Origin of the sequence: Methylobacterium tarhaniae, assembly GCF_001043955.1 — a bacterium.
GTDB classification, from domain to species: domain Bacteria; phylum Pseudomonadota; class Alphaproteobacteria; order Rhizobiales; family Beijerinckiaceae; genus Methylobacterium; species Methylobacterium tarhaniae.
Genome location: NZ_LABZ01000102.1, coordinates 1 through 25,772, shown reverse-complemented (window position 1 = coordinate 25,772; position 25,772 = coordinate 1). Strand labels below are relative to the sequence as shown.

General features: G+C 71.6%; 17 protein-coding genes. 5 read left to right on the top strand and 12 right to left on the bottom strand.

Annotated elements, in window-relative coordinates; translation table 11 throughout:
- Positions 1 to 237: aspartate/glutamate racemase family protein (locus tag VQ03_RS14840; RefSeq protein ID WP_048451659.1), on the top strand; the 237-nt coding region annotated here is incomplete at its 5' end.
- Positions 238 to 239: 2 nt separating this feature from the next.
- On the opposite strand, the gene VQ03_RS14835 is transcribed toward VQ03_RS14840, so the two are convergent.
- From VQ03_RS14835 to VQ03_RS14800, 8 genes are all read right to left on the bottom strand, one after another.
- Positions 240 to 1,166, bottom strand: coding sequence for an N-carbamoyl-D-amino-acid hydrolase (locus VQ03_RS14835; protein ID WP_048451658.1), 927 nt, complete (start codon positions 1,164 to 1,166; stop codon positions 240 to 242).
- A gap of 243 nt (positions 1,167 to 1,409) precedes the next feature.
- Complete coding sequence (nikE, locus tag VQ03_RS14830) at positions 1,410 to 3,068, bottom strand: nickel ABC transporter ATP-binding protein NikE (protein WP_048451657.1); 1,659 nt, start codon at positions 3,066 to 3,068, stop codon at positions 1,410 to 1,412.
- On the bottom strand, positions 3,068 to 3,943 hold the full coding sequence (locus VQ03_RS14825; RefSeq protein ID WP_048451656.1) for an ABC transporter permease: 876 nt from the start codon (positions 3,941 to 3,943) through the stop codon (positions 3,068 to 3,070). The genes nikE and VQ03_RS14825 overlap by 1 nt, the downstream gene beginning before the upstream one ends.
- 18 nt (positions 3,944 to 3,961) lie before the next feature.
- A complete protein-coding gene (locus VQ03_RS14820) occupies positions 3,962 to 4,993 on the bottom strand; it encodes an ABC transporter permease (protein ID WP_048451655.1) in 1,032 nt (343 codons plus the stop codon).
- 1 nt (position 4,994) lies between these two features.
- Entirely contained in the window at positions 4,995 to 6,596 is a 1,602-nt protein-coding gene (locus VQ03_RS14815) for an ABC transporter substrate-binding protein (RefSeq protein ID WP_048451662.1), read from the bottom strand.
- 126 nt (positions 6,597 to 6,722) lie between these two features.
- Positions 6,723 to 8,111 carry an NAD(P)-binding domain-containing protein gene (locus VQ03_RS14810; RefSeq protein ID WP_048451654.1) on the bottom strand — a complete coding sequence of 463 codons (1,389 nt, stop codon included), beginning with the start codon at positions 8,109 to 8,111 and terminating at the stop codon, positions 6,723 to 6,725.
- 9 nt (positions 8,112 to 8,120) lie between these two features.
- Entirely contained in the window at positions 8,121 to 8,882 is a 762-nt protein-coding gene (locus VQ03_RS14805) for an SDR family oxidoreductase (RefSeq protein WP_048451653.1), read from the bottom strand.
- Positions 8,879 to 9,928 carry an NAD-dependent epimerase/dehydratase family protein gene (locus VQ03_RS14800; protein WP_083468015.1) on the bottom strand — a complete coding sequence of 350 codons (1,050 nt, stop codon included), beginning with the start codon at positions 9,926 to 9,928 and terminating at the stop codon, positions 8,879 to 8,881. The genes VQ03_RS14805 and VQ03_RS14800 overlap by 4 nt, the downstream gene beginning before the upstream one ends.
- A gap of 634 nt (positions 9,929 to 10,562) precedes the next feature.
- Between VQ03_RS14800 and VQ03_RS14795 the strand changes: the two genes are divergently transcribed.
- Together VQ03_RS14795 and VQ03_RS14790 are read left to right on the top strand one after the other, a co-directional pair.
- Positions 10,563 to 12,758 (top strand): type I secretion system permease/ATPase, encoded by a 2,196-nt coding sequence (locus VQ03_RS14795; protein ID WP_048451652.1) that lies wholly within the window; start codon positions 10,563 to 10,565, stop codon positions 12,756 to 12,758.
- On the top strand, positions 12,755 to 14,275 hold the full coding sequence (locus tag VQ03_RS14790) for an HlyD family type I secretion periplasmic adaptor subunit (protein ID WP_048451651.1): 1,521 nt from the start codon (positions 12,755 to 12,757) through the stop codon (positions 14,273 to 14,275). Before VQ03_RS14795 ends, VQ03_RS14790 begins: the two co-directional genes overlap by 4 nt.
- A gap of 226 nt (positions 14,276 to 14,501) precedes the next feature.
- On the opposite strand, the gene garD is transcribed toward VQ03_RS14790, so the two are convergent.
- From garD to VQ03_RS14775, 3 genes are all read right to left on the bottom strand, one after another.
- Positions 14,502 to 16,085: a galactarate dehydratase gene (garD, locus tag VQ03_RS14785; protein ID WP_048451650.1), complete on the bottom strand. Its 1,584-nt coding sequence runs from the start codon at positions 16,083 to 16,085 to the stop codon at positions 14,502 to 14,504.
- Between the two features lie 229 nt (positions 16,086 to 16,314).
- Positions 16,315 to 17,256 (bottom strand): 5-dehydro-4-deoxyglucarate dehydratase, encoded by a 942-nt coding sequence (gene kdgD, locus VQ03_RS14780; RefSeq protein ID WP_048451649.1) that lies wholly within the window; start codon positions 17,254 to 17,256, stop codon positions 16,315 to 16,317.
- 98 nt (positions 17,257 to 17,354) lie between these two features.
- Positions 17,355 to 18,260 carry a LysR family transcriptional regulator gene (locus tag VQ03_RS14775; protein WP_048451648.1) on the bottom strand — a complete coding sequence of 302 codons (906 nt, stop codon included), beginning with the start codon at positions 18,258 to 18,260 and terminating at the stop codon, positions 17,355 to 17,357.
- A 123-nt stretch (positions 18,261 to 18,383) separates the two neighbouring features.
- On the opposite strand from VQ03_RS14775, the gene VQ03_RS14770 reads away from it, so the two are divergent.
- Together VQ03_RS14770 and VQ03_RS14765 are read left to right on the top strand one after the other, a co-directional pair.
- Positions 18,384 to 19,337 (top strand): class I SAM-dependent methyltransferase, encoded by a 954-nt coding sequence (locus VQ03_RS14770; RefSeq protein WP_048451647.1) that lies wholly within the window; start codon positions 18,384 to 18,386, stop codon positions 19,335 to 19,337.
- A 318-nt stretch (positions 19,338 to 19,655) separates the two neighbouring features.
- Positions 19,656 to 21,926: a TonB-dependent siderophore receptor gene (locus VQ03_RS14765; protein ID WP_048451646.1), complete on the top strand. Its 2,271-nt coding sequence runs from the start codon at positions 19,656 to 19,658 to the stop codon at positions 21,924 to 21,926.
- A gap of 155 nt (positions 21,927 to 22,081) precedes the next feature.
- On the opposite strand, the gene VQ03_RS14760 is transcribed toward VQ03_RS14765, so the two are convergent.
- On the bottom strand, positions 22,082 to 25,684 hold the full coding sequence (locus VQ03_RS14760; RefSeq protein WP_053078596.1) for a glycosyltransferase family protein: 3,603 nt from the start codon (positions 25,682 to 25,684) through the stop codon (positions 22,082 to 22,084).
- Positions 25,685 to 25,772 lie beyond the last annotated feature (88 nt).

Below are 25,772 nucleotides of genomic sequence, written 5' to 3'. Positions count from 1 at the left end.
GGCGAGCGGGCCCTGGAGATGACCGTGGCCGAGACCGCGAGCGGCACGGACACGCTTGCCCGGATGATCGCGATCGGCCGCGACCTGCGCGACCGGGACGGGGCGGGGGCCATCGTGATGGGCTGCGCCGGCATGGCGGTTCACCGGCGCGGCCTGGAGCGGGAACTCGGTATCCCGGTCGTCGACCCGGTCCAGGCGGCGGTCGCGATGGCGATCGGGATCGTGGCGGTCGCCTGACATCACTCCGGCAGCACCACGCCGGTCTGGGCGGTGATGCGGCCGTAATGCTCGATGCGGCGGTGGCGGGCGAAGTCGAAGATCGTTTCCTTGCCGAACCGGGTCTCGTCGAGGTCGCACGGGTGGACGATCACCCCGTCGGCCTCGCCGGGGAGTTCGGCGACGATCTTCCCGTTCGGATCGACGATCAGGGTGCCACCGGTGAGGTGATGGCCGTCCTCGTCGCCGGCCTTCGCCACCGCCACGACCCAGGTGGCGTTCTGGTAGGCGCCGGCCTGGACCGAGAGGCGGTGGTGGAACAGCCTGTCCTCGATGCCCTCGGCGTTGCGCTGGCTGTTGACCGAGGGGGTGTTGAAGCCGAGCACCACCATTTCGACGCCCTGCAATCCCATCACCCGGTAGGTCTCGGGCCAGCGCCGGTCGTTGCAGATGCACATGCCGAGGATGCCGCCCAGCATCCGCCAGACCGGGAAGCCGAGATCGCCCGGCTCGAAATAGCGCTTCTCCAGGTGCTGGTGGGTGCGCTCGGGGTCGAACTCGTCATGGCCGGGCAGGTGCACCTTGCGGTACCGGCCGACGATGGTGCCGTCGCGATCGACCAGGATCGAGGTGTTGAAGTGCCGGCCCTCCGGGGTCAGCTCGGCATAGCCGAAGGACATCGCCATGCCGTGCTCGCGCGCCCGGGCGAAGAGGGGGGCGGTGGCCGGCCCCGGCATCTCGCGCTCGAACCAATGGTCGGCCTCGGCCCGGTCGGCATGGTACCAGCGCGGGAAGAAGGTGGTGAGCGCCAGTTCCGGATAGACGATCAGGTCGGCGTCCTGGCGTTTCGCCTCGTCCATCAGGGCGATCATCCGGGCGACGACGCTGTCCCGGTCCTCGGCCTTCTGGATCGGCCCGAGCTGGGCGGCGGCAGTGCGGATCACGCGCATGGGAAATTCCTGAAGATCAGAACGGATTGAAAGATTGGCGCGGGTTTTCCCTCCCCCCTCTGCGGGGGAGGGTGCCCGGCGGAGCCGGGCGGGAGAGGGGACGCCGCTTCCGGAGATGTCGCGACCATGATGACAGGCGCCGCCTGGAGCAGCGTCGCGCTGCCCCTCTCCCGGCCCCCTTCGGGGTCCACCCTCCCCCGCAGAGGGGGGAGGGTGCACGCGCGCGACCGCGGTTTCGAAGCCTCACGCCGCCGGCTCCGCCGCCAATCCCCGCCTCGCGCCCGGCCGGAAATGCGGGATCGCCGCCAGCAAGTCCCGCGTGTAGGCGGTGCGGGGCGTCCGGAAGAGGTCGCGGCTGACACCCTCCTCGATCACGCGCCCGCCCTGGAGCACCAGGGTGCGCTCGCACATCATCCGCACCACGTTGAGATCGTGGCTCACGAACAGGAAGGCGAGGCCGTCCTGCCGGCGCAGGTCGTCGAGGAGGCGCAGCACCCCGGCCTGGACCGAGACGTCGAGGGCCGCGGTCGGCTCGTCGAGCACCAGGAGCCGGGGCTTCACGGCGATCGCCCGGGCGATGCCGATCCGGGCCTTCTGGCCGCCGGAGAGCTGGTGCGGGAACCGGTCGAGGAGGGCGGCGGGCAGGCCCGCCCGTTCGGCGCTCTCGATCACCCGCAGACGCAACGCCTCGCCGCGCAGCGAGGTCAGGCGCTTGAGCGGATGGGCGATGCAGTCGAAGGCGGAGAAGCGCGGGTTGAGGCTGTCGGTCGGGTCCTGGAACACGATCTGGATCGCGCGCCGGTGGGGCGAGCGGTGGAAGTCGCGGGCGGGAATCGTGCCGATCGATTCGCCGTCGAACAGGATCCGGCCGGCGCTGGAATCGAGGAGGCGGCAGATCATCCGCGACGTGGTGCTTTTCCCCGAGCCGGATTCGCCGACGAGGCCGAGGCTCTCGCCCTCGCGGAGCGAGAAGGACACGTCCTCCACCGCCATGGCGCCACCGAAGAGCTTTCCGAGCCCCTGCACCTCGAGGAGCGGCGGGGTGCCGGGTACAGGAGCCGGCCGCGACAGGGCCGGCGGGCGCGGACCTTCCGGCACGAGGTCGGCCAGTGTCGAGGTCGGGGTCGGCGAGGCGGCGACGAGGCGCTTGGTGTAGGGATGGCGGGGCGCCGAGAACAAGGCGCCCGGCTCGCCCTCCTCGACGAGGCGGCCCTGCTCCATCACGGCGATGCGGCCGCAATACTGGGCGGCGAGGCCGAGATCGTGGGTGATCAGGATCATCGCCATGCCGCGCTCGGCCGTGAGCCGGGCGACGAGGTCCATCACGGTCTTCTGGGTCGTCACGTCGAGGCCGGTGGTCGGCTCGTCGGCGATGAGGAGCGCCGGGCGGCAGGCGAGCGCCAGCGCGATCATCACCCGCTGGCACATGCCGCCGGAGAGTTCGTGCGGATAGGCGTCGAGGCGCCTGCCTGCGTCGCGGATCCGCACCGCCTCCAGGCTCTCCAGGGCCCGCTCCCGTGCCTGAGCCTTCGAGAGCCCGCCCGCCATCAGAACGTCGGCGAGCTGCCGGCCGATCGGGCGGATCGGGTTCAGCGCCGCCCGCGGATTCTGGAAGATCATGCCGATGGCCGAGCCATGCGCCGCCCGGAGGTCCGAGGCCGAGAGCCGGGTGACGTCCTGGCCGCGGAAGCGCACGCTTCCGCCGGTGATGCGCCCGGCCCGGTCGAGGAGGCGCGCCGCCGCGAAGGCGGTGACGGACTTGCCCGAGCCGGATTCGCCGACGAGGCCCAGGCTCTCGCCCGGCGCCACCGCGAGGGAGACGCCGCGCAGGGCCTCGACCGGGCCGCGGCGGGTCGCGAAGGTGACCTTCAGGTCCTCGATCGAGAGAAGGGAGGGCTGCATCAGGTCCGCATCCGGGGATCGAGGATGTCCCGCAGGCCGTCGCCGAGCAGGTTGAAGCAGAGCACCGCCAGCATCAGGGCGAGCCCCGGGAAGGCGACGAGCCACCACTTGCCGGTGGTGATGAAGCGCGCGCCTTCGGCAACGAGGATTCCCCATTCCGGCGTCGGCGGGCGCACCCCGAGCCCGATGAAGGAGAGGCCCGCCGCGTTGAGGATCGCCCAGCCGAGATTGAGCGAGATCTGCACCGCCATGGCGGGGAGCACGTTCGGCAGCAGGAAACGCAGGACCACCGCGAGATGGCCTTCGCCCCCGGCCCGCGCCGCCTCGACGTAGCCGGCATCGCGCCGCACGTTCACCTCGGCCCGGGCGAAGCGGATGTAGAAGGGCAGGTTGATGATGGCGGTCGCGATGACGATGTTCTCGACCCGGTTGCCGAGGGCCGCCACCAAAGCCATCGCCAGGACGAAGAGCGGGAAGGCCATCAGCACGTCGACGAGGCGCCCGACCGTCCGGTCGAGCCGCCCGCCGGCATAGCCGCTCACCCCCCCGATCACCGCCCCGAGGGCGAAGGACAGGCTCACCGCCGAGAGCGCGATGGCGAGGTCGAGCCGCGTCGCCGCGATGATGCGGCTGAGCACGTCCCGGCCGAGCTGGTCGGTGCCGGCCCAATGCGCCGCGCTCGGCGGCTGGAGCGCCACCGAGACGTCGGAGGCGATGGGATCGTAGGGCACGAGCCAGGGGCTGAAGAGGGCGACCAGGCAGAGCAGCGTGGCGCCCGCCGCCGCGACGGCGGTCAGGGGATTCTCGCGCAGCACCCAGGCCGCGTGGCGCAGCGTGCTGGGCGGGGGCGCGAGGGTGGGGGAGACGGCATTCATCGGGTGACTCGCATCGGCCTACTCGATCGAGACGCGCGGGTCGGCGAGGCCGTAGAGCACGTCGATCGTGAGGTTCACGACGACGAACAGGCTCGCCATCAGCAGCACGAAGCCCTGGACCGGGGCGTAATCCGAGGCGAGCAGCGCATCGAGGGCGTAGGAGGCGACGCCGGGCCAGGAAAACACCTTCTCGACCAGTACGTTGGCCCCGAGCATGGTGGAGAATACGATGCCCGCGATGGTGAGCACCGGCAGGATCGCGTTGCGCAGAGCATAGGTGACGATCACCCGCCGGCGCGGCAGGCCCAAGGATCGGGCGGTGCGGATGAAGTCGCTGCCGAGCACGCTCAGCATCGCCGCCCGGGTGATGCGGGCGAGCGGCGCCAGCACGAACAGCGCCATGGTGAGCGCCGGCAGCACCAGTTGCCCGGCCGCCGCGCGAAAACCCTCCCAGTCGCCGACGAGCAGGAAATCGATCAGCAGGAAGCCGGTGATGTCCGGCGGGCTCGCCGCGAACACGTCGATGCGGCCGGTCGGGTCCGGGGCGACGCCGAGGAGGTAGTAGAAGACGTAGATCAGCAGCAGCCCCGACACGAAGGTCGGCACGCAGACCCCGAGCGCACAGAGGAAGCGCACCGCATGGTCCACCACCGAGCCCGGCCGGAGCGCCGCCGCGATGCCGAGCGGGATCGCCAGCAGGAGCGCGATGACCAGAGCCGTGAACGTCAGCTCGAGGGAGGCCGGCAGGCGCTGGCGCAAATCCGTCAGCACCGGCTGGCCGGTGGTCATCGAGCGGCCGAGCTGGCCGCGGGCCACGTCGCCGAGATAGCGCACCAGCTGCTCGGGCACCGGCTTGTCGAGGCCCATCTGGCGGCGGATCTCCTCGATCTCCGCCTTGCCGGCATTGGGGCCGGAGGCGAAGAACACCGCCGGATCGCCGGGCAGCACCCGCATCAGCAGGAAGGTGAAGACCAGGACGCCCAGCAAAGCCGGCAGCGAGGACAGGAAGCGCCGCCCGGTGCGCCGGGCGATGCCGGAGGCGGAGGCCATCCTACTTCCTCGACAGGTCGCGGTAATCGACCTGGCGGTGGAACTGGTAGGTGTAGCCCTCGACCGTTTGCGCCATCACGGCGTCCTGGTTCGGCTGCCAGATCGGGATCTGCGGCATCAGGGCGAGGTGACGCTTGTTCAGGGCGCGGGCCTCGTCGTCGTACTTCGCCGGGTCGCGCTCGAACCGCGCCTTGGCGGCGATCTCGTTGATCTCGGGATCGTCGATCGAGCTGTAGTTCCAGCGCTGGTTGCCGGTATAGAAGTTGCGGTAGAAGTAATCGGGCGAGGGCAGCCAGGCGACGATGCCTTCGGTGAAGAACGGCAGCTTCTTCTCGCTCACCTGCGTCGACATCTGGGCGTCGGGCAGCTTCTGGATCTCGACCTTGACGCCGATCTTCTCCAGCGATTCGCGGATGAGCGCGGCCATCGGCTCGGCGGTGGCGGCCTGGCCGACATTGAAGCTGAAGGTGGTGGAGAATCCGTCCGGCAGCCCGGCCTTGGCGAGCAACGCCTTGGCCCTCTGTAGGTCGAGGGTCACCGGCTGGGCGACGGGGAAGATGGGTTGGGGGTCGCCCTCGCCCCAGGTCGCCCCGAAGAGCGGCTTGCCGCGGCCGAACAGGGCGGCCTTGAACATCGAATCGTAGGGCAGGGCGTAGGCGAGGGCCTGGCGCACCTCGACCTTGTCGAAGGGCGGCATCTTCGTGTTGAAGGAGATCAGCGTCACCGCGTTGAATTGCGGCGTGGCGATCACCTTCAGCTTGCCCCGCTCCTTCAGCGCCAGCGCATCGTTGGCCTGGAGGTCGATGACGATGTCGGCATCGCCCTTCTCGACGAGGTTGGCGCGGGTCGCCGGGTCGGGGATGGTCTGGGCGATGATGCGCTTGAAGCCCGCCGGCTTGTCCGGCGCCGCCGCGGTCCAGTCGGCGTTGCGGCGCAAAACCACCTGCTCGCCGGGCTTGAACACGTCGACGCCGTAGGCGCCGCTGCCGACGGCGTGGTCCTTCAGCCAGGCTTGCGCCCACGGATCCTCCGGCGTCGCGTGGGCCTTCGCGACCTTGGAGTTGATGACGATGGCGTAGACGGTGGCGAGGTTCGGCAGGGCCAGCCGGTCCGGCTTCGGCAGCGTGACCTTGAAGGTGTGGGGATCGACCACCGTGAACTGGTCGGGGCTGGTCAGCGAGCCGGTGAGGAGCTGCGGCCCGGCGAGCGACTTCGCCGACACGGCGCGGTCGAGGGACCATTTCACGTCCTCGGCCGTGACCGGGGTGCCGTCCTGGAACTTGGCGTCCTTGCGCAGATAGAAAGTGAGGATCAGGCCGTCGGGGCTGACCTCGTAGCGCTCGGCCAGTTCGCCGCGCACCGAATCGAGATCGAACACCCAGTTGTCGCCGAGCTTCTTGCGGCCGAAGGTGACCAGACGGTCATAGGTGCTGAGGCTGATCGCGAAGGCCTCGCGGGTGGTGCCCGGCATGGTCGGATCGAGGGTGTTCACCGCCGCACCCGTGACGTAGCGCAGGGTCTCGGCCCGGCTCTGGGCCCTGGCCGGCGCGGCTCCCACCACGAGGGCGACGATGAGGGCGCCGGCGAGGCCGCCCGTCCGCATGCTGGTCTTCGTCACGCCGGTTCCTTCCCTGCATCCCTGATCGGTCGGCCTTCTTGCAAGGGCCGTTCCAGCGACGACCATTCGAGACCAGGGACCGCCCGCGGGCAAGAGCTAACGCGAGACCTTTCAGCGCAGGACCGCCTGAGGCACGTCGTAGGCCCGGAAGTCGGCCCAGTGCCGGTCGAGATCGGCGACGAACAGCCCGCGGGTGAGGCCCGACACGAGGCGCGGCACCGCGGTCGTCATGGCGTTGATCGACGAGCCGGAGGGGCCGTGGCTCACCGTGGAGGCGATCCCGAACAGGTGGATGTCCTTGATCCAGGGCGTCAGGCCGGGCTCGCGCTCGGTGAAGGCGTAATCGTCGCCGAGATACGGGTAGGCGGCGAGCCGGTCGTCGCGCTCCTCCGGCGGCGGGGTGTAGCGGTCGCCCCAGGTGGCGATGTTGTGGGCAAACGCTAACAATTCGGGCCGTGCGGCGTAGTCGATGGCGATGCCGGTGGCGGCGATCACGCGATCGGCCGCGATCGCCCCTCGCGGCGTGTCGAGGACGACCGCGCCGTCCTGCATCCGCGCCGTGCGGACGGGCGCGCCGGGGAGGAACCGGAAGTTCGGGTGCCGGGCGCAGCGGTCCCAGGTCGCCTGCGGAAAGCCCTCGCGCAGGCCCATCACGGCGCTCATGAAGCGCCAGCGCCAGGCATCGTCGAGATCGCCCAGATGGCGCAGGAAGCCCGCGAAGGTCAGCCAGCGATAGGGCTGCACCACCTGTGCCGCCGCGCGCCGGCAGAGCAGGGTGACCTCGACGGCCCCCGCTTCCAGCGCCGTCGCGGCGTTGTCGAAGGCCGAGGCGCCGGCGCCGATCACCGCGACGCGCGTCCCTCGGAGCCCCGCGACATCGATCGCGTCGTCGGTGCGGGAGACGCGCCCGGCCGGCAGGCCGCACAACGCCTCGGGGAGCGCCCAGCGTCCGGCGCCCTCCTGGCCGGTGGCGAGCACCACCTTGCGGGCGTGGCGCACGCGGCCTCGCGCATCGGTGACGGCGAGAAGCCCGCCCGCCGGCACGATGCCGGTGACGGTCACGCCGTTCTCGACCGGCACGCCCGTCGCGTCGCGCACGAAGGCGAGGTAGGCGGCCCAGTCCTCCCGGGGGATCAGGTCGAGGGCGTCCCAGCTCTCGGCGCCGTAGCGGGCCTCGTGCCAGGATTGGTAGGTGAGTGCCGGCAGTCCGAGATCCGGCCCGGTGAAATCCTTCGGGCTGCGCAGGGTGCGCATCCGCGCATAGGTGAGCCAGGGGCCCTCCAGGCCCTCCGGCGCCCGGTCGAGCACCAGGATGTTGGTCACCTGCGCCCGCATCAGCCCGAAGGCGATGGCGAGGCCGGATTGCCCGGCCCCGACCACGATCACGTCGTAGGCAGGCCCCCCGTCCGGGCCGGTGCGGGGGGCGAGCCAGGGCGCGCGGGGATGGGCCGTGCGGGCGATCTCGTCGCGGACGCGGACGCGGAGCGTGTCGAGGGACATGGAAGACCTTCAGGCGGAGAGCCAGCCGCCCTCCACCGGCAGGGCCGCGCCGGTGGTGAAGGAGGAGGCATCGCTCGCGAGGTAGAGGGCGGCCCGGGCGACCTCCTCGGGCTGCCCGAGGCGCCTGAGCGCGTGGCGGGCCTCGGAAGCCGCGCGGGCGGCCTCCGGGTCGGCGGCGCGGCGGAAGCTGCGGGCGAGCAGGGGGGTCTCGATCGCGCCGGGCACCACGGCATTGACCCGGATCCGGTCGGCGGCGAAATCGAGCGCCATGGTGCGGGTGAGGCTGAGCACCGCTCCCTTGGCGGCGATGTAGGCGCTGTTGCCGCGCCCGCCGGCCAGCGCCAGCTGCGAGGCGACCGTCACGATCGCGCCGCCGCCCCGTGCCCGCATCGACGGCACCGCTCGTCCGGCCCACAGCCAGGTCCCGCCGACATGGGCGCGGAACACCGCATCCCAATCCGCCGGGTCGGTGGTCTCGACGGTGCCGCCGACGGAGAAGCCCGCCGCCGTCATCAGCACGTCGATCCCGCCGAAGGCCGCGACGATCGCGGCGGCGTCGGCCGCGACCGCGCCGGGCTCGCCGACATCCGAGACCCGCGCGAGCGCGAGGCCGCCCGCCGCCGCGATCTCGGCTGCCACCGCCTCGGCCGCCGGGCCGTCCCGGTCGATCACCGCCACGCGGGCGCCGGCCTCGGCGAAGAGCCGCGCCGTCGCGGCGCCGATTCCGGAGCCGCCCCCCGTCACCACCGCGACCTTGCCGTCGAGCCTCACGGATCATCCTCCTGCATGCGCGTCTGCCAGGCCAGGAACGCGTCCGCCGAGGCGTCGAGGCCGTGCGCCGCCTCCCAGCCGAGTTCGTCGCGCAGCCGCGCCGTGGCGAGGGGCGGCCGGTCGCGGTCGCCGTGCAGCGAGACCGTCGGGGCCTCGCCCGATTCGACGAGGCGGCAGACGAAGCCGGGCTGCACCAGGTCCCTGTTGCCCGCCAGCCGCTCGCCCCAGGCCAGGACCGGCCAGGTCGCCGGGCTCGACACGTTGTAGAGCCGGTGGTCGAGGCGCTCCGCCGCGATGAGCCGCGCCACCGCTTCGGCCGCGTCTGGCGCGTAGAGCCAGTCGCGCCAGCCCGGCCGCGGCAGCAGGGCCGGGGTGCCGGCCCGGGCGGCGGCCCAGATCTGCGCCTGGGGGCTCAAGGTGTCGCGCAACGACGTGTCGCGCTCGAACGGGCCGAACACCGCGCTCAGGCGCACGCTCACCCCGTCGAGGCCCCAATGGCCGCAGAGCCGTGCCAGCACGGCCTCCGAGGCGAACTTGGTGACGGCGTAGAGGCTCTCCGGCCGGGCCGGCAGATCCTCGGACAGCACGTCTCCCTGCGCAGTCCCGTAGGCCGCCGCCGAGGACAGGTTCACCACCCGGCGCACCCCGGCCCGGCGGCAGGCCTCGAGGATCGGCACCAGGGCGCCGAGATTGACGGCGAGGATCGGGCCCGGATCGGCGGCCTCGCGGGCGGCATCGGCGGTCACCGCGGCAGCGATCACCACCGCGTCGGTGCCGGGCCGGATCGCCGCCGACAGGCAGGCGGGGTCGGTGACGTCGCCGAGATCGACGGTGAGGGCGCCCGGCGGCGCCGCGAGCCGCCGCAGGAGCGGCGGCGGGGGCGGGGCCCGGTCGAGGAGCCGCACGGCGACGCCGCGCGCGAGCAGGGCACCGGCGAGGTTCAGCCCGACGAAGCCGGCGCCGCCCAGGATGACGGCGCCCGTCCGGGTGGTTGCCGCCTCGCCGGCCCCGGCCGGGGACGGGGGGAATCCACGTCCGGGCGTCATCGGAAACCGCCGTGTTCGGATGGAGAAGACAAAGCCGTTCCGCGCTGCACTCGTGATCCTTCCAGGGCGGCCATGCAGGAAGCGGGCCGGCAGGCGCCAGATGGTGCCGAGGAGTGCCACCGCTCCATGGATCGCGTCTACGACGATCCGCGGCTCCGCACCCGCCGCCGTTTCAATGCCGAGACTTTGTCGTCGCCTAGATTGACTCGGTACCAATATTGACTTTGCACCAAGCTTTCTTCCTCGCCAAGGCGTCGCCCCGATGTAAGGGCGAGGCCGCGTCGGGTCGGGGACAGGCATCGGCAGACCGCCGCCGTGCCTCGGATGAGCCAATCCAGCTGCGGCTCTTTGACTGCCTTCCTCTCAGGCATGCCGCCGATCGCGGCGCCGATACAGCGTCAGCCGTCTTTCCGTCCGACTGTCATCGAAACATCACTCGCCCAAGCCACTGGTTTTCTCTAAATGGCCGCAGTGAATGATTCGCGGCCGGCAGCCACATGGGCCTTCGATGCCTCGGGCTGCTCCACGCTGGTCACGAATGTTCGATTTCTCGTATACGTTGCGACTCGGGATAACGAATCGTGGCGGCAATCGGCGTCGGCCTGGCCGCGCCGCGGAGCTGAGGGGACGAGACATGGTGCAAGACGCGGCCGCACAGGCCGGCCCCGGTCAGGCGGAGCTGCCGGCGGCCCGGCCCGATTCGGGCCTCGGTGCCCTGGCTCTCGTCGCCTCCTTCCACCAGATCCCCTGCGAGCCGGCCCAGGTCCGCCACGACCTCGGCCTCGGCCAGACCGTCATGAGCGGCGTCGACATCGTGCGCGGCGCCCGCCGCCTCGGCCTCAAGGGGCGCCTCCTCCAGAACCAGAAGCCCTCCCGCCTCGAGACCATCCCGCTCCCGGCCATCCTCGAGGTCGAGGAAGGGCGCTTCGTCGTCCTCGGCCGCCGCTTCGACGACGGCAAGCTCCGGATCATCGATCCCGTCGCCCGCACCGCCGAGCACGTCGAGGCCGAGGTCTTCCTGCCGCGCTGGACCGGCACCATCGTGCTCATCGCGCGCCGGGCCAACCTCCAGACGGCCCTGCACAATTTCGGCCTGACCTGGTTCGTTCCGTCCGTCTGGCGCTACCGCAGGCCGCTCGCCACGGTGCTGGTCGCCTCGCTCTTCATCCAGCTCTGCGCCCTCATCACCCCGATCTTCTTCCAGATCACCATCGACAAGGTCCTGGTCCACCGCGGCTACTCGACCCTGACGCTGGTCGCCGTCGGCCTCGTGGTGCTCGGCCTGTTCCACGTCGTGCTGCAATACTTGCGCGGCTACATCCTCACCCACACGGCCAGCCGCATCGACGTCGAGCTCGGCGCGCGGCTGTTCGACCACCTGATGCGCCTGCCGCTGGGCTATTTCGAGACCAGGCCCGCCGGACAGACCGTCGCGCGCGTGCGCGAACTGGAGACGGTGCGCAACTTCCTCACCGGACAGGCCCTGACCTCGGCGATCGACGTACCCTTCACGCTGCTGTTCCTGGCCATCCTGTACTTCTACTCGCCGCTGCTCGCGCTGATCGTCACCCTGTCGATCCCCTGCTACATCCTGGTGGCGGTCTTGCTGCGGCCGATCCTGCGCGACAAGACCCTCGAGCGCTTCAACCGCTCGGCCCTGTCGAGCCAGTTCCTGATCGAGTCGGTGGTCGGCATCCACACCGTCAAGGCGCTCGCCGTCGAGCCCACGCTGAAGAGCCAGTGGGAGGAGCGGCTCGCCGCCTACGTCAAGACCTCGTTCGTCGCCGGCCTCGTCGCCAGCATCGGCCAGAACGCGATCCAGTACATCTCCAAGGTCACGACCGCGCTCGTGCTCTTCTTCGGCGCCTACGCGGTGATGAACGGCGAGCTGACCGTCGGCAGCCTGATCGCCTTCAACATGATCATGGGCCAGGTCACCGCGCCGATCCTGCGCCTGTCCCAGCTCTGGCAGGACTTCCAGCAGGTCAAGGTGTCGCTGGAGCGCCTCGCCGACGTGCTCAACTGCCCGCCGGAGACCCGGGCGCTGGCCCAGGCCCACCTGCCCCCGGCCAAGGGCCAGGTCTCGGTGCGGGGCGTGTCGTTCCGCTACCAGCCCGGTACCCCGGAGGTGCTGAAGGATGTCAGCCTCGACATCCCGGCCGGCCAGGTCATCGGCATCGTCGGCCCGTCCGGCTCGGGCAAGTCGACCTTCACCAAGCTCCTCCAGCGCCTCTACGTGCCCGAGAAGGGCCAGGTGCTGGTCGACGGCGTCGACATCGCCCAGGTCGATCCGGCCTGGCTGCGGCGCCAGATCGGCGTCGTGCTGCAGGAGAACCTCCTGTTCAACAAGACGGTGTTCGAGAACATCGCGCTCGCCAATCCGGGCCTGTCGCGGGCCCAGGTGATGCAGGTGGCGCGGCTCGCCGGCGCCGACGAGTTCATCAACCGGCTGCCGCTCGGCTACGACACGCCGATCGAGGAGCGCGGCGCCAACCTCTCGGGCGGGCAGCGCCAGCGGCTGGCCATCGCGCGGGCGCTGGCCACCAACCCGCGCATCCTGATCCTGGACGAGGCGACCTCGGCCCTCGACTACGAGAGCGAGCGGATCATCCAGGAGAACATGAAGCACATCGTGCGCGGTCGCACGGTGATCATCATCGCCCATCGCCTCGCGGCGGTGCGGATGTGCGACCGCATCATCGCGGTGCAGGAAGGGCGCATCGTCGAGGACGGCACCCATCGCGAGCTGATCGAGCGGCCGACCTCGCTCTACGGACGCCTCTGGCGCCTGCAATCCGACCACGGCTCAGCCCAGGGAGAAGCCGCGTGAGCGCGAATCCGCAACCCGCTGCCCCCCAGCCCGGCCTTCCGGCTCCCCGGCGCGCGCCCCCGCCACCGGCCCGCTTCAGCCCGCGCGGCCTGTCCGAGCGGGTGCGGCGCCTGGCCGACGACCGCTCGGACCAGGAGTTCCTTCCGGCGCACCTGGAGATCCTCGACACCCCGCCCTCGCCCTACGCGGTGGTGTTCACCTGGGTGATGTGCCTGATGTTCGGGGCGGCCCTGCTCTGGAGCATCCTCGCCAAGATCGACATCCACGCCGTCGCCACCGCGCGCATCCAGCCCTCCGGGCGCTCGAAGGTCGTGCAGCCCTTCGATACCGGCAAGGTCCAGACGATCGCGGTCGAGAACGGCAGCCGGGTCCAGGCCGGCGACGTGCTGCTGACGCTCGAGCCGACCGAGGCCGAGGCCGACCTGTCGTCGCGCCAGGGCGACCTCTCGGCCCTGGAGGCGCAGATCGCCCGGCGGCGCGCCACGATCGAGGCGGTGGAGAAGAACCGGCCCACCGCCAAGGTGAGCTTCCCGGCCGACGTGCCCCCGGCGGTGCGCGCCCGCGAGGAGGGGGCGATGCTGGCCGAGATCGGCCAGTACGTCACCACCCGCGAGGCGTTCGAGGCGCAGCTCGCCGAGAAGATCGCGACGCAGGAGCGCTTCACCGCCAGCATCGCGGCCCGGCTGCGGCTGCAGGCGGTGCTGCAGGAGCGCGCGCAGATGCGCGAGACCCTGGTGGCCAAGGCCGCCGGCACCCGCGCGGCGGTGATCGACGCGGTGCAGCAGGTCGAGCAGGTCTCGGCCGACCTCGCCTATGACCGCGGCCAGCTGACCGAGGCCAAGGCCGCCGCGACCTCGCTCGAGCGGCGCATCGCGCAGCTGACCAGCGAGACGGTGGCGCGCCAGCACCAGGCACTGACGGAAGCGGCGCAGAAGCGCGACGCCCTGGTTCAGGACGTGGTGAAGGCGCAGCTCAAGCGCGAGCGGACCCAGCTCAAGGCCCCGATCTCCGGCACGGTGCAGCAGCTCGCCGTGACGACGCTCGGCCAAGTGGTGACGGCCGGGCAGCCCCTGATGGTGGTCGTGCCGACCGACGGGCCGATCGAGGTCGAGGCCCAGGTCCAGAACAAGGATATCGGCTTCGTCATGCCGGACCAGGAGGCGGTGGTGAAGATCGACGCCTTCCCGTTCACCCGCTACGGCTCGATCGAGGGCAAGGTGGTGCGGGTGTCGCGCGACGCGGTGGACGACCGCGAGGCGGGCGGCGGCAGCGACGCCCTGTCGGTGGCGCGCAGCCAGGGCGTGAACCCGGTGACGGGGATGCCCAAGACCCAGAACCTGATCTTCCCGGTGACGGTGGCCCTGGCGAAGACCACGATCTTGGCCGACGGCAAGGAAGTGCCGCTCACCCCCGGAATGACCGCGACGGTGGAGATCCGCACCGGGCGGCGGCGGGTGATCGACTACCTGCTCTCGCCGGTGCGGGAGACGACCTCGACGGCGGGGCATGAGCGGTGAGGGCGCGGCCGGTCAAGGCATGACCGGCACTTGCCTCGACATCCCTCGGCGTCGTCCCGGGTTCCGCTGCGCGGCCCCTGGATGACGCCGAGGGTGGCTGTTCTCGAGCATTGTCCGACGAAGTGGGTACCGGTTCGTCGCAGAAAATGCGGCAAGATCAAAGGTCTAGGGCGGCGCCCGATGGCAGCGCGATCGGGCGCTGTTCTCGGGAGAGCCGCGGGAGGCCTCAGGTGATCGGCGCCGGGTTGAACAGCGTCAGGTCGTTGTACAGCCCCCAATGATCCGACCACGGCTTCTTCCTGCCGCTCGCCACGTCGAGGATCAGGCGGAACAGCTCCCACCCGGTCTCCTCGATCGTCGCCTCGCCGGTGGCGATCTTGCCCGCGTCGAGATCGATCAGGTCGGACCAGCGCTGCGACAGCTCGGTGCGGGTCGCGACCTTGATCACCGGCGCCTCGGCGAGGCCATAGGGCGTGCCGCGGCCGGTGGAGAAGACCTGGAGGGTGATGCCGGAGGCGAGCTGCAGCGTGCCGCAGACGAAGTCGCTCGCCGGGGTGGCGGCGAAGATCAGGCCCTTCTGGCGCACCCGCTCGCCGGGGGCGAGCACGCCGCGGATCGCGCTGGTGCCGGATTTCGCCACCGAGCCCAGCGCCTTCTCGACGATGTTGTTGAGCCCGCCCTTCTTGTTGCCGGGAGAGGGATTGGCGCTGCGGTCGGCCCCTCCTTGCGCGAGGTAGTCGTCGTACCAGGCCATCTCTCGCACGAGCGCGCGCGCCACCTCCTCGGTCTCGGCCCGGGGCGTGAGGAGGTGGATCGCGTCGCGCACCTCCGTGACTTCCGAGAACATCACGGTGGCGCCGGCCCGCACCAGGAGGTCGGCGGCAAAGCCGAGTGCCGGGTTGGCGGTGACGCCCGAGAAGGCGTCGCTGCCGCCGCATTGCAGGCCGACCACCAGGTCGGCGGCCGGGCAGGTCTCGCGCCGACGTTCGTTCAGGATCGCGAGGCGGGCCTCGGCCATCGCCATGATGCTGTCGAGCATCATCCCGAAACCCTGGTGAGCCTCGTCCTGGAGCCGCACCACGCCGTCGGCTCGGCCCTCCGGCAGCAGCCGCTCGGAGACCAGCTTCTCGCAGCCGAGGCCGACCACCATCACCTCGCCGCCGAAATTCGGGTTCTGCGCCAGGCTCTGGAGGGTGCGGATCGGGATCACCGCCTGCGGCGCGTTGATGGCGACGCCGCAGCCATAGGCGTGGGTCAGCCCGATCACGTCGTCGACGTTGGGGAAGCGCGGCAGCAACTCCTGCTTGATGCGCCGGATCGCCACCTCGAGGGTGCCGGCGACGCATTGCACGCTGGTCGAGATCGCCAGGATGTTCCGGGTGCCGACCGAGCCGTCCGGATTGCGAAAGCCCTCGAAGGTGTAGCCGTCGAGGGGCGGCAGCGGCGCCGGCACGCGGGTGGCGAGCGCCAACTGGTCGAGGTCGGGCGCCAGGGGCGTGCGCACCCGCGATTCCTCGACCCAGGCGCCGCGCGGCAGCGCCTGGAGCGCCGTGCCGATCACCTCGCCGTAGCGGCGGATCTCGGCGCCTTCGGGGATGTCCTGAAGTGCCACCTTGTGCCCCTGCGGCACGAATTCCCGGAGCGCCAGGCCGTCGGGGAAGGCCGTGCCGGCCGGCAGCCCGAAGGCGTTGACCACGATCGCGACGTTGTCGGTCTCATGGAGGCGGATGGTGCGCGGTGCGTCGCCCCGCCGTGCAGGGGTGACCTCGGGGGTGGCGTGTCCCCCGGCGGTCCGCGGCTCGTCCAGCATCGGCTCCCTCCCGGTGTCGCCGGCATCCGGGGCGCCGGCTTTTTAGCAGAAGCGGCGGCACCGCCCACGAGGGACGCCGCCTGAACTGTTCGACGCTTATACCCGCGCGCTGATGCATCGACACGTCGATGCATCAGCGTTCGGCGCACCAGCGCCTGGCGCCTGCGGCGCAGACCCATTCGGGCTTAGCCAGCGCCGTCGAACAAGTCTGTTCGAAGGCGCTGCGGTATCACTCGGCGGCGAGCGCCTGCGCCGGGGCGACGCGGGCGACGAGGGCCGCCAGCTCCGCCTGCTCGGCCGCGGTGAGGTCGGTGAGGGGAAAGCGCACCGGGCCGGAATCGCGCCCGACCGCCCGCATCCCGGCCTTGATGATCGAGACGGCGTAGCCCTTGCGGCGGTTGCGGATCTCGATCAGGGGCAGGATGAAGTCGCGCAGTCCCGTCGCCACCGCCACCCGGTCGCGCCGGCGCACGGCGGCGTAGAAGTCGAGCGCGAAGCCCGGCACGAAGTTGAACACCGCCGAGGAATAGGTGGTCACGCCCATCTCGAGATAGGGCAGGGCGAAGGTCTCGGCGGTGGGCAGGCCGCCGACATAGGTCAGCCGGTCGCCGAGCCGCGAGTAGATCCGGGTCATCAGCTCGATGTCGCCGATGCCGTCCTTGTAGCCGACGAGGTTCGGCAGCCGGTCGCAGAGCCGCGCCAGGGCGTCGGGGCCGATCACCGCGTTGTCGCGGTTGTAGACGATCACGCCGAGGCCGGTCGAACGGCACACCGCCTCGATATGGGCCGAGAGGCCGTCCTGCTCCGAGCCGACGAGGTAGGGCGGCAGCAGGAGCAGGCCGTCGGCGCCGGCCTTCTCGGCGGCACGGGCCATCTCGCAGGCGATGGCGGTGCCGTAGCCGGCCCCGGCCAGCACCGGCACCCGGCCGGCGGTCTCGGCCACCGCGACGCCGACGACGCGGGCGACCTCGGCCGGGGTGAGGGAGAAGAACTCGCCGGTGCCGCCCGCCGCGAACAGGCCGGCGACGTCGTAGCCGCACAGCCAGTCGAGGTTGCTGCGGTACTGCGCCTCGTCGATGGCGAAATCGGCGGTGAAGGGGGTCACCGGGAAGGAGAGCAGGCCGGCGCCGAGGCGCTGGGCGACGTCGACGGGCGAGAGCGCAGTGGCCATCGGGGCGTGTTTCCTCATCTCGGGGTCGGGGCTTCGCCCCGCTGATCGGAAGGTCTACGCCCGCGCATGATGCCCTTCCAGCACCATGTCGGCATGGTTCAATCCAATTCGGGCATCGATCCGCCGAGCGTGCCGGCGAGCTCGGCCAGGATCGGGATCAGCGGGTTGTCGTTGCCGCGGCGCCAGACCAAGTAGAGCTCGACCGGTCGGCGCGGGGCAGGCACCAGGGGCCGCAGGCTCACGCCGGCGACCCGGAGCGAGGCCGCCGATTCCGGCACCAAGGCGAGGCCGAGGCCGGAGCGCACCAGCGACAGGATGGTGTGGATCTGCGCCAGGTGCTGCACTGCGCGCGGGTTCAGCTCGGCCTCGTCGAAGTAGTCGCCGACGAGGTCGTGGAAGTAGCGCGCCTCGTCGGGGGCGTAGGCGATGAGCGGCTCGGCGGCGACCGCCTGCGCCGTCACGCCCTCGGCCGCCGCCAGCGGGTGATCCTCGGGCAGCGCCGCCACCAGGGTCTCGCGGGCGATGCACAGGCTCCCATCCGCCGCCGGCGGCAGGGGCGGGCGCATCAGGCCGAGATCGATCCTTTGCGCCCCCAGGGCCTCGGCCTGGGCGGCGCTAACCATCTCCTTCAGCAGGATGTCGGCCTCCGGCAGGCGCCGCCGGGCCGCCCGCACGAGATCGGGCAGGGTGCGGTAGGCGGCGGCCGCCGTGAAGCCGAGGGTGACGCTGCCGGCCTGGCCCGCCGCCACCCGCCGGGCGGTCGCCGCCGCTTCGTCCGACAGGCGCAGGATGCGCCGGGCCTCGACCAGGAAGCGCCGCCCGGCCGGGGTCAGCCGCACGGCGCGGCTGGTGCGGTTGAGCAGCGCGACGTCGAGGACGCGCTCCAGGACCTGGATCTGGCGGCTCACCGGCGGCTGGGTCAGGTGCAGCCGCTCGGCCGCCCGGCCGAAATGCAGCTCCTCGGCCACCGCCACGAAGCAGCGCAGCTGGCTCAGTTCGAACATCGGGCCCTCCCTGCGCGCTTCCGCGGAACGACGCTGCGCCGCGGGATGACGATCCGGCCCTCGCACGTTACCAAAGGTCAGGCCGGCACTCCGCCGGCCGTCGTCCTGGGAGACAGGCCGCCGATGTCCTCGCCGCTCCACCTCGTCCGGCACGCCGTTCCGTTCACCGCCTACCCGTACCGGGGCGAGGCGATGGCGTGCAATCTCTGCGGCGGCACCGAGACCCTGACCGTGGCCGAGACCGACCGCCGGCTGAAGCGGTTGCGCTCCGTCGCCTGCACGGGATGCGGGCTGATCCGCACCGACCCGATGCCGACCGCCGCCGAGCTCGACGCCTATTACGCCTCGGCCTATCGCGCCGCCTACCAGTTCGCCCTCGGCCGGCGCCCGCCGCGCCACCATCTCACCCGCTCCCGGCGCGAGGCGGCCTTTCGCGCCGACCTGCTCGGGCCCGCCCTGCGGCCCGGCGTCCGGGTGCTGGATTTCGGCTCCGGCTCCGGCGAGTTCCTGGCCGCCGCCCGGGCGCGCGGCTGCACCGCCACGGGCGTCGAGCCCGGCCGCGCCTACGCGGCCTATGCCCGCGACGAGTACGGCGCACGGGTGCTGGACCGGATCGACGACCTCGCGCCCGACGAGACCTTCGAGGTCGTCACGGCCCACCACGTGCTGGAGCACTTGCGCGATCCGGTCGACACCCTGGAGCGGCTCGCCCTTCGGCTCGCGCCGGGGGGCGTGCTCTACGCCGCGGTGCCCAACATGGCGGCGACAGGCAAGCCGCCGCACGAGCGCTTCCACTTCGCCCATGTCCACGGCTTCGTGCGCGAGACCCTCGACCGCGCCGCCCGCCGCGCCGGGCTGGCGCCGCATCCGGCCTATCGGCGCGAGGATACGACCGTGGTGTACCGGCAGGCCGGCGCCTCGGATGGCGAGGCCCTGCCGGCGACCGATCTGGCCCATGAGCTCGCCGCCGCCCTCGCGCCGGTCCGGCCCGGGGCCTATCTCGCCTCGGGCGCCTGGCTCGGGCCGATGGTCCGCCGCAACGCCAAGGCGATCCGGGATACGTTCGTGGCGCGATGAGAGCGATCCGTCCCGGCGGCGGGAACGGGATCCCTTCGTCCCAACGGCAAGGCTGTCCAAGGAATGACGCGGCGCGGGCCTTCCCACACGAGCGCAATCCTCGCCGCTGCGGCCCCGATCGCGGGCCGCACCCGTCGTTGCGGATATGACACTGGCTCTAACATCCACCGCGCAATCCGGGATTCCGACTTCGCATGCCGACCGGCCGTGCTAGGGAAAAAGCGAACTGGTGCAATAGCTTAGTATCATTCTAAACAGCGTCGTCAGCCTGGGCGGTCCGCCCCCGGGGCGGGCGGGCCGTTGCCCGAAGGTCATGTCATGCTGTCCCATCCCTGCGCCTCCGCCCTCTCCCGCCGCCTCGTCGTGACGCTCGCCGGCGGCGTCTCCTGGCTCGGCCTGGTCCTCGCGGCTCCGGACGCGACGGCTCAGGAGGCGACGCCGCCGCAGCGGGGCTCGGCCGCCGGCGGCACGATCCAGCTCGAGCAGATCAACGTCGCGGGCAATGCCGCGCCGGCCGGGGCGACGGTGGTGGCAGCCCGTCCGAAGGAGGATCCGCGCGGCCCGATCGACGGCTACGTCGCCAAGCGCACCCTGACCTCGACCAAGACCGACACCCCACTGATCGAGACGCCGCAATCGGTTACCGTGATCGGGCGCGAGCAGCTCGACGCCCTCAAGCCGCAGCAGGTGGGTGAGGCGATCAGCTACTCGGCCGGCGTCTTCGGCAACGTCTTCGGGCCGGACCCGCGGGTCGACTTCTTCCTGATCCGCGGCTTCACGGCGAACGACACCGGCCTGTACCGGGACGGGCTGCAGCTCTTCAACTACGGCTTCGCCGCCTACAAGGTCGATCCGTTCGGGCTCGAGCGGATCGACGTGCTGCGCGGGCCGGCCGCGGTTTTGTTCGGGCAGGGCGGACCCGGCGGCCTGGTCAACCTGATCAGCAAGAAGCCGCCCTTCGAGCCCCTGAACTACGTCGAGGTCGGCGGCGGCTCGTTCGGCCAGAAATACCTCGCCTTCGATTTCGGCGGGCCGGCCGACCAGGAGGGGAAGTGGTTCTACCGCCTGACCGGCATCGGCCGGCAGGGCGGCACGCAGGTCGACGGGCTCGACGAGAATCGCGGCTACATCGCCCCGACCTTCACCTACCGGCCGGACGGCGCCACCACCTTCACGCTGCTGTCGAGCTTCCAGTACGACGATACCGGCCGCCTCAATGCGTTCCTGCCGTATTACGGCACGGTGCGGCCGACGGTGCTCGGCCTGCGCATTCCCCGGAGCGACAACGTCTCGGATCCGTTCAACAACACCTACCGGCGGTCCCAGGCCAATATCGGCTACGAGTTCGAGCACGTCTTCGACGATACCTGGACATTCCGGCAGAACCTGCGCTACGCCTTCAGCGAATCGCTCGACGACGCGTTCCTGGGCGGCCTGTTCGGCCTCAACGGCTTCGGCTACGCCGATGCGAACCAGACCCAGATCGCGCGTTACCGCTTCCGCGCCTCGTCGCGGGCGCGCCTGTTCAACGTCGACAACCAGGCGGTGGCCCGGTTCGATGACGGCCTGTTCAAGCACACCGTCTTGATGGGCCTCGACTACAAGAACCTCCAGCTCAACGACAACAACGCCACCGGAGGCTTCGTCGGTCCGACGGTCGCGAACTTCAACATCATCACGCCGAATTACGGCAGCCCGAGCGTCCCGGTCGCGCCGTATCTCGTCAATTACGACGTCTTCCAGCAGCTCGGTGTCTACTTCCAGGATCAGATCAAGCTCACGCCCGAGCTGACGCTGGTCGTGTCCGGCCGCGGCGACTTCACCTCGAACGAGGTCAACAACCGGCTCGCTAGCACGCAGACCCGGCAATCGGCCAATGCCTACACGCAGCGCTATGGGCTGATCTACAATTTTGATTTCGGCCTGGCGCCGTATGTCAGCTACGCGACCTTCTTCAACCCGCAGGTCGGCACCAACTTCTTCAGCCAGCCGTTCCGGCCGACCACCGGCGACCAGTACGAGGCCGGCGTCAAGTACGAGATCCCGGGCTCGAACGCCTTCCTGACCCTCGCCGCCTTCGATCTGGCGCTGGCCAACACCCTCACCATCGACCCGACCAACAACCTCAACCAGCTCCAGCTCGGCGAGACCCGCTCGCGCGGCTTCGAGGCCCAGCTCGTCGCCAACATCACCAAGGACTTCAACGTCGTCGCGTCGTTCACCAGCTACAACCTCGAGATCACCAAGGGCGATGTCGGCACGATCGGCCGGACGCCGACCAACACCCCCGAGACCCTGGCCTCGGTCTTCGCCGACTACACCATCCCGACCGGCGACTGGGCCGGGTTCGGCTTCGGCGCCGGGGTGCGCTACGTCGGCCGCTCCTTCGCCAATGTCGACAATACCCTGACCGTGCCGGAGCGGGCGCTGATCGACGCGGTGATCCATTACAGCCGCGACAACTGGCGCTTCGCCATCAATGCCGCCAACCTCACCGACAAGCGCTTCGTCTCCTCGTGCCAGTCGGTCACGGCCTGCTTCTACGGCGAGCAGCGCCGCATCACCGCGAGCCTGAGCTACAAGTGGTGAGGCCGAGGGGCGAATCGGACCGCCGCACCTTCGAGCGGACTCGTTTGAAGGCGCAAGGCCAGCCCGAACGGGCGCCGGCGTTGATGCGCCGGACGCTCTCGCATCGACGTGTCGATGCGAGAGCGCGATGGTGAGGGGACGTCGCTCTCCGCCCGTCACCCCGGGATCATCGCCGCGACGTGGCGCGGGAAGGCGGGCAGGGCGACCGCGCCGCGCTCGTAGACCTGGAATACCGTCAGCGTCCCGTCCCGCAGGGCCGCGAGGGGCAGCTGGATCTCGAAGCCGGCGGTCAGGGCGTCGTCGTCCCGCAGATGCGCCGCCACGTCCTGGCGGGCGAAGCTCTCGGCGATCATGAAGCGGCGCGCGCCCCGCGCGCCCCAGCGGCCGACCAAGGCGACCGGCCGGCCGCGCCCCGGCACGAAGCACCAGCCCGAGGCCGTGACGCTCGCGCCGAGCAGGGACGAGACCTCTGCGACCGCGACGGCATCGAGGCTCGGCCGGCTGCGCACCCGCGGGATCCAGGCGCGGCGCAGGGCCGGCGGCGCCTCGGCCGTGACCAGGCAGGCACGGGTCGAGGGCGAGACGAACAGCGCGGCACCGGTCTCGTGGAGGTCCGCCCCGTCCTCGTGCTCGACCAGCGCCGCGAGGCGGTAGGAGCCGGGCGGGATCGCGCGGACCTGCGCCTCGGCGCCGATCCGCTCCGTCCCATCCTCCTCGCGCCACGACGCCCGGGTCGAGGCCGTGCCCTCGTCGCCCTCGAGAACCAGGAAGGGCTGCCCGCGGCGCGTCCCGGCGGGAAGCCGCACCTCGATGCGGGTGAGGCCGCCCTGGCGCGCCACCGGCACGCCCGCGATCACCTGCAATCCGTGGCCCGCGAGGCGGGCGGGCTCGGCGCTGCGGCGCGGCGATCCCTGCGCCACCGGCAGGCCGGTCCGCCACGGCGTCACGGGTCCCGGCGCGGGAAGCCCCGGGGCGGTGACATGCGCGACCTCGCGAGCCACCGCGACGTGGTCGCCGAAGACCTGGAGGAGGTCGATCGCGTGCGGCCCCGCCGGCAGCCCCGCGATGCGGATCTGCGCCGCGAAGCCGGCCTGCTCGGCCCGGCCGGTGCCGAACCGGCCGGCGAGCTCGGGGCGGCGCTCGGGGAGGGCGGTGACGAAGCGCGTGGCGTCGGCCGAACGCAGCCGCAGCCAGGTCCCGGTCGGCCGCCCGGCCTCGGGCCGCCAGAGCCAGCCGCGCAGCGAGAGGCTGTCGCTGGCCGCGCAGGCGCCGATCCGGCCGGGCAGCCGCTGGCCGTCGACGACGAGGTCGGCGATCTCCCAGGACAAGGCGGGGTCGCCCGGTGCCAGGACGCGCTCGGGCAGGCCCGCGACCGCGGATGGCAGGGCGTCGGTGAGGGTGCTTGCCTCGCTCGCCCCGTCCCAGACGATCGCCGGGTCGGTCCAGTCGGGGTGGTTGAGGCGAAGCCCCAGGTCGAGGGACGAGAGGGTACAGGGCGCCGCCGATGCGCCGGGTTCCGCATGCGGGGCGGGCCGCGCCGCGATCAGGTCGCGGTAGAGCGCCGCCATCTGCCCGGCGTGGTCGGCGACGCTCGGGAAGGCCTTTTGCGCGATGGCTGCGCGCAGGGCGGCAACGAGGCCGGGATCGTGCGCGAGGCGCCGCAGGGCCTGGCGGACGGCGCCGGATTCGCCGGGCGGGACCTTGAGGCCGTCGATCCCTTCGGTGACCCGCTCCCCCGGCGCGCCGAGATCGGTGACGATCGGGATCAGGCCCGCCCGCCACGCCTCGGTCAGCGAGATCATGTAGGTCTCCGGCCAGAGCGAGAGGTGGAGCGACACGTCGCAGCCCGCGAGCAAGGCCGGCACCTCGTCGCGGGCATAGCCGCCGCGCAAGCGCAGCCGCTCCCCGGCCTGCGCCTCGAAGGCGGCGACGAGGTAGGTCTCGATATAACCGAACACCTCGAAGACGAAGCCCTCGCCCTCGGTGGTGCGCACGAGCTCGAGCAGGGTCCGGGCGCCCTTGTGGTCGACGACGTTGCCGAGCACCGCGACCCGAAGAGGGCGGCGTGGGCCGGGGAGGCACGCCCGGGGGGCGTCCGGCGGCGGGAGGCCGGCGGGCTCCGCATCCACCATCTCGATCACGGCGACCCGGGCCTTAGCCTCGGGGTAGAAGGCCCGGACGTAGTCGGCGGTGGCCGGCGTGCTCGACACGAAGGCGTCGATGCTCGTGAGCATCCGCGCCACGAACCCGTCCCGCCGCGCCTTCGAGCCGGCGGGCAGCCCGTCGGTGCCGGCGAGGCAGCCGTCGCACTGCCCCTCGCCCCGGTTCACCACGTCGCAGAACCGGCCGTGCTGGTTCATCAGGGTGTAGCGGTGGCAGACCAGGAAGAAGTCGTGCAGCTGGGCCACCACCGGCACGCCGTGGGCCCGGGCGATCGCCGGCAGGCTCAAGGGCAGGCCGAGCAGGTGGTGGACGTGGACGAGGTCGATGCGCCGCTCGACCAGGATGCGCTCGAACAGGGCCTCGATCTCGGGGCTCGCCAGCAGCCTGTCCGCCGGCGGGATCGGCATCGCCTCCGAGGTCTCGCCCTCGTCGAGGCGCATCACCCAGGCCTCCTCCTCGAAGGAGGGATAGAGGAACAGGGGCTCGAACCCGTCGAGCGCGCCGGCCAGCTGCTCCTGGTAGAACTCCACCCCGCCGCCCTGGCGGCGCCCGAGCCGGTTATGGGCGACGAAGAGCAGGCGGGGCTTGGGCGGTCCGGGGAGCGTGGCCGGCGGCGCGGCCGTCCCGCGCTCCTGCACCGCCCGCAAGATGACGTCGACGCGGTGGTCGTAGAGGTGCTCGGCGCGGGTGCGGGCGCGGGCGCGCTCGGCCATGGCGATGCGGCCCCGCGGATCGGCCAGCAGGGCGGCGATCGCCCGGACGGCGTCGCCCTCGGCGCAGGCGCCGATCTCGCGGTCCGCCTCGTAGTAGTCGAAGGTCTCGGGCTCGGCCCCGACCACGAGCTGCGCCCCGCCGGCGAGCGCGACCTCGAACAGCCGCGGCGGCGGCGTCGTGCCGGCCGGCGTCTCGTCGGCGCCCGCGGTGAAGACCCGCGGCAGCGTCAGCACCACCCGGCTGGCATTGGCGAGCCGGGCGAAATCCTCGTTGCCGCAGCGCCAATCGACGATCAGGTCGTCGCGCGCCAGCACGGCCTGGGGCAGGTAGGCATTGGCGGGCAGCGCGACCTTCACCTTCAGGTCGCGGGGAAAGGCCGACAGGATCCGGTCGAGGGTCGCGACCCGGTTCGGCCAGGCCGTCCCGACGAACAGGAGGTCGTAGCGGTAATCGGCGTCCTCCGTCCGGACGGGCAGGTCCTGGAACAGGGGCGTCGCCGCGAGCGGCAGGTGCCGGGCGCCGGCCCCGTAGCGGGGAAGCGAGCCGCGGTCGTTGGTGAAGACGAGGTCGAAGCAGCCCGAGAGCCGGGCATTCGCGGCGCTCAGGTACGGATCCTCGGTGGTCCACAGCGCGCTGGTGCCGGCGAGCGCGCAGAGGCGGCGCAGGAGGGCGTGGTGCCGGCTCGCGCCGCCGAGGGCGAGGACGAGGTCGAACCGCTCACCTTGCGCCAGCGCCACCGCGTCGGCATGGGTCGCGCGGACGACCCGGGCGACCGAGGGATGGCGCCGCAGGGCGTCCGTGATCGCGAGGGCGATGTAGGCGTTGCTGGTCCTCGGCTCGGTGTCGAGCAGGAGCACCGAGAGAGGTCCGGAGAGGGGCATGGGATGTCCGGTCACGCGGCCATCACCGCCAGGATGGTCTCGGCCCGGTGGCGATAGGTGTGGGCGTCGAGGGCCCGGGCCCGGGCCC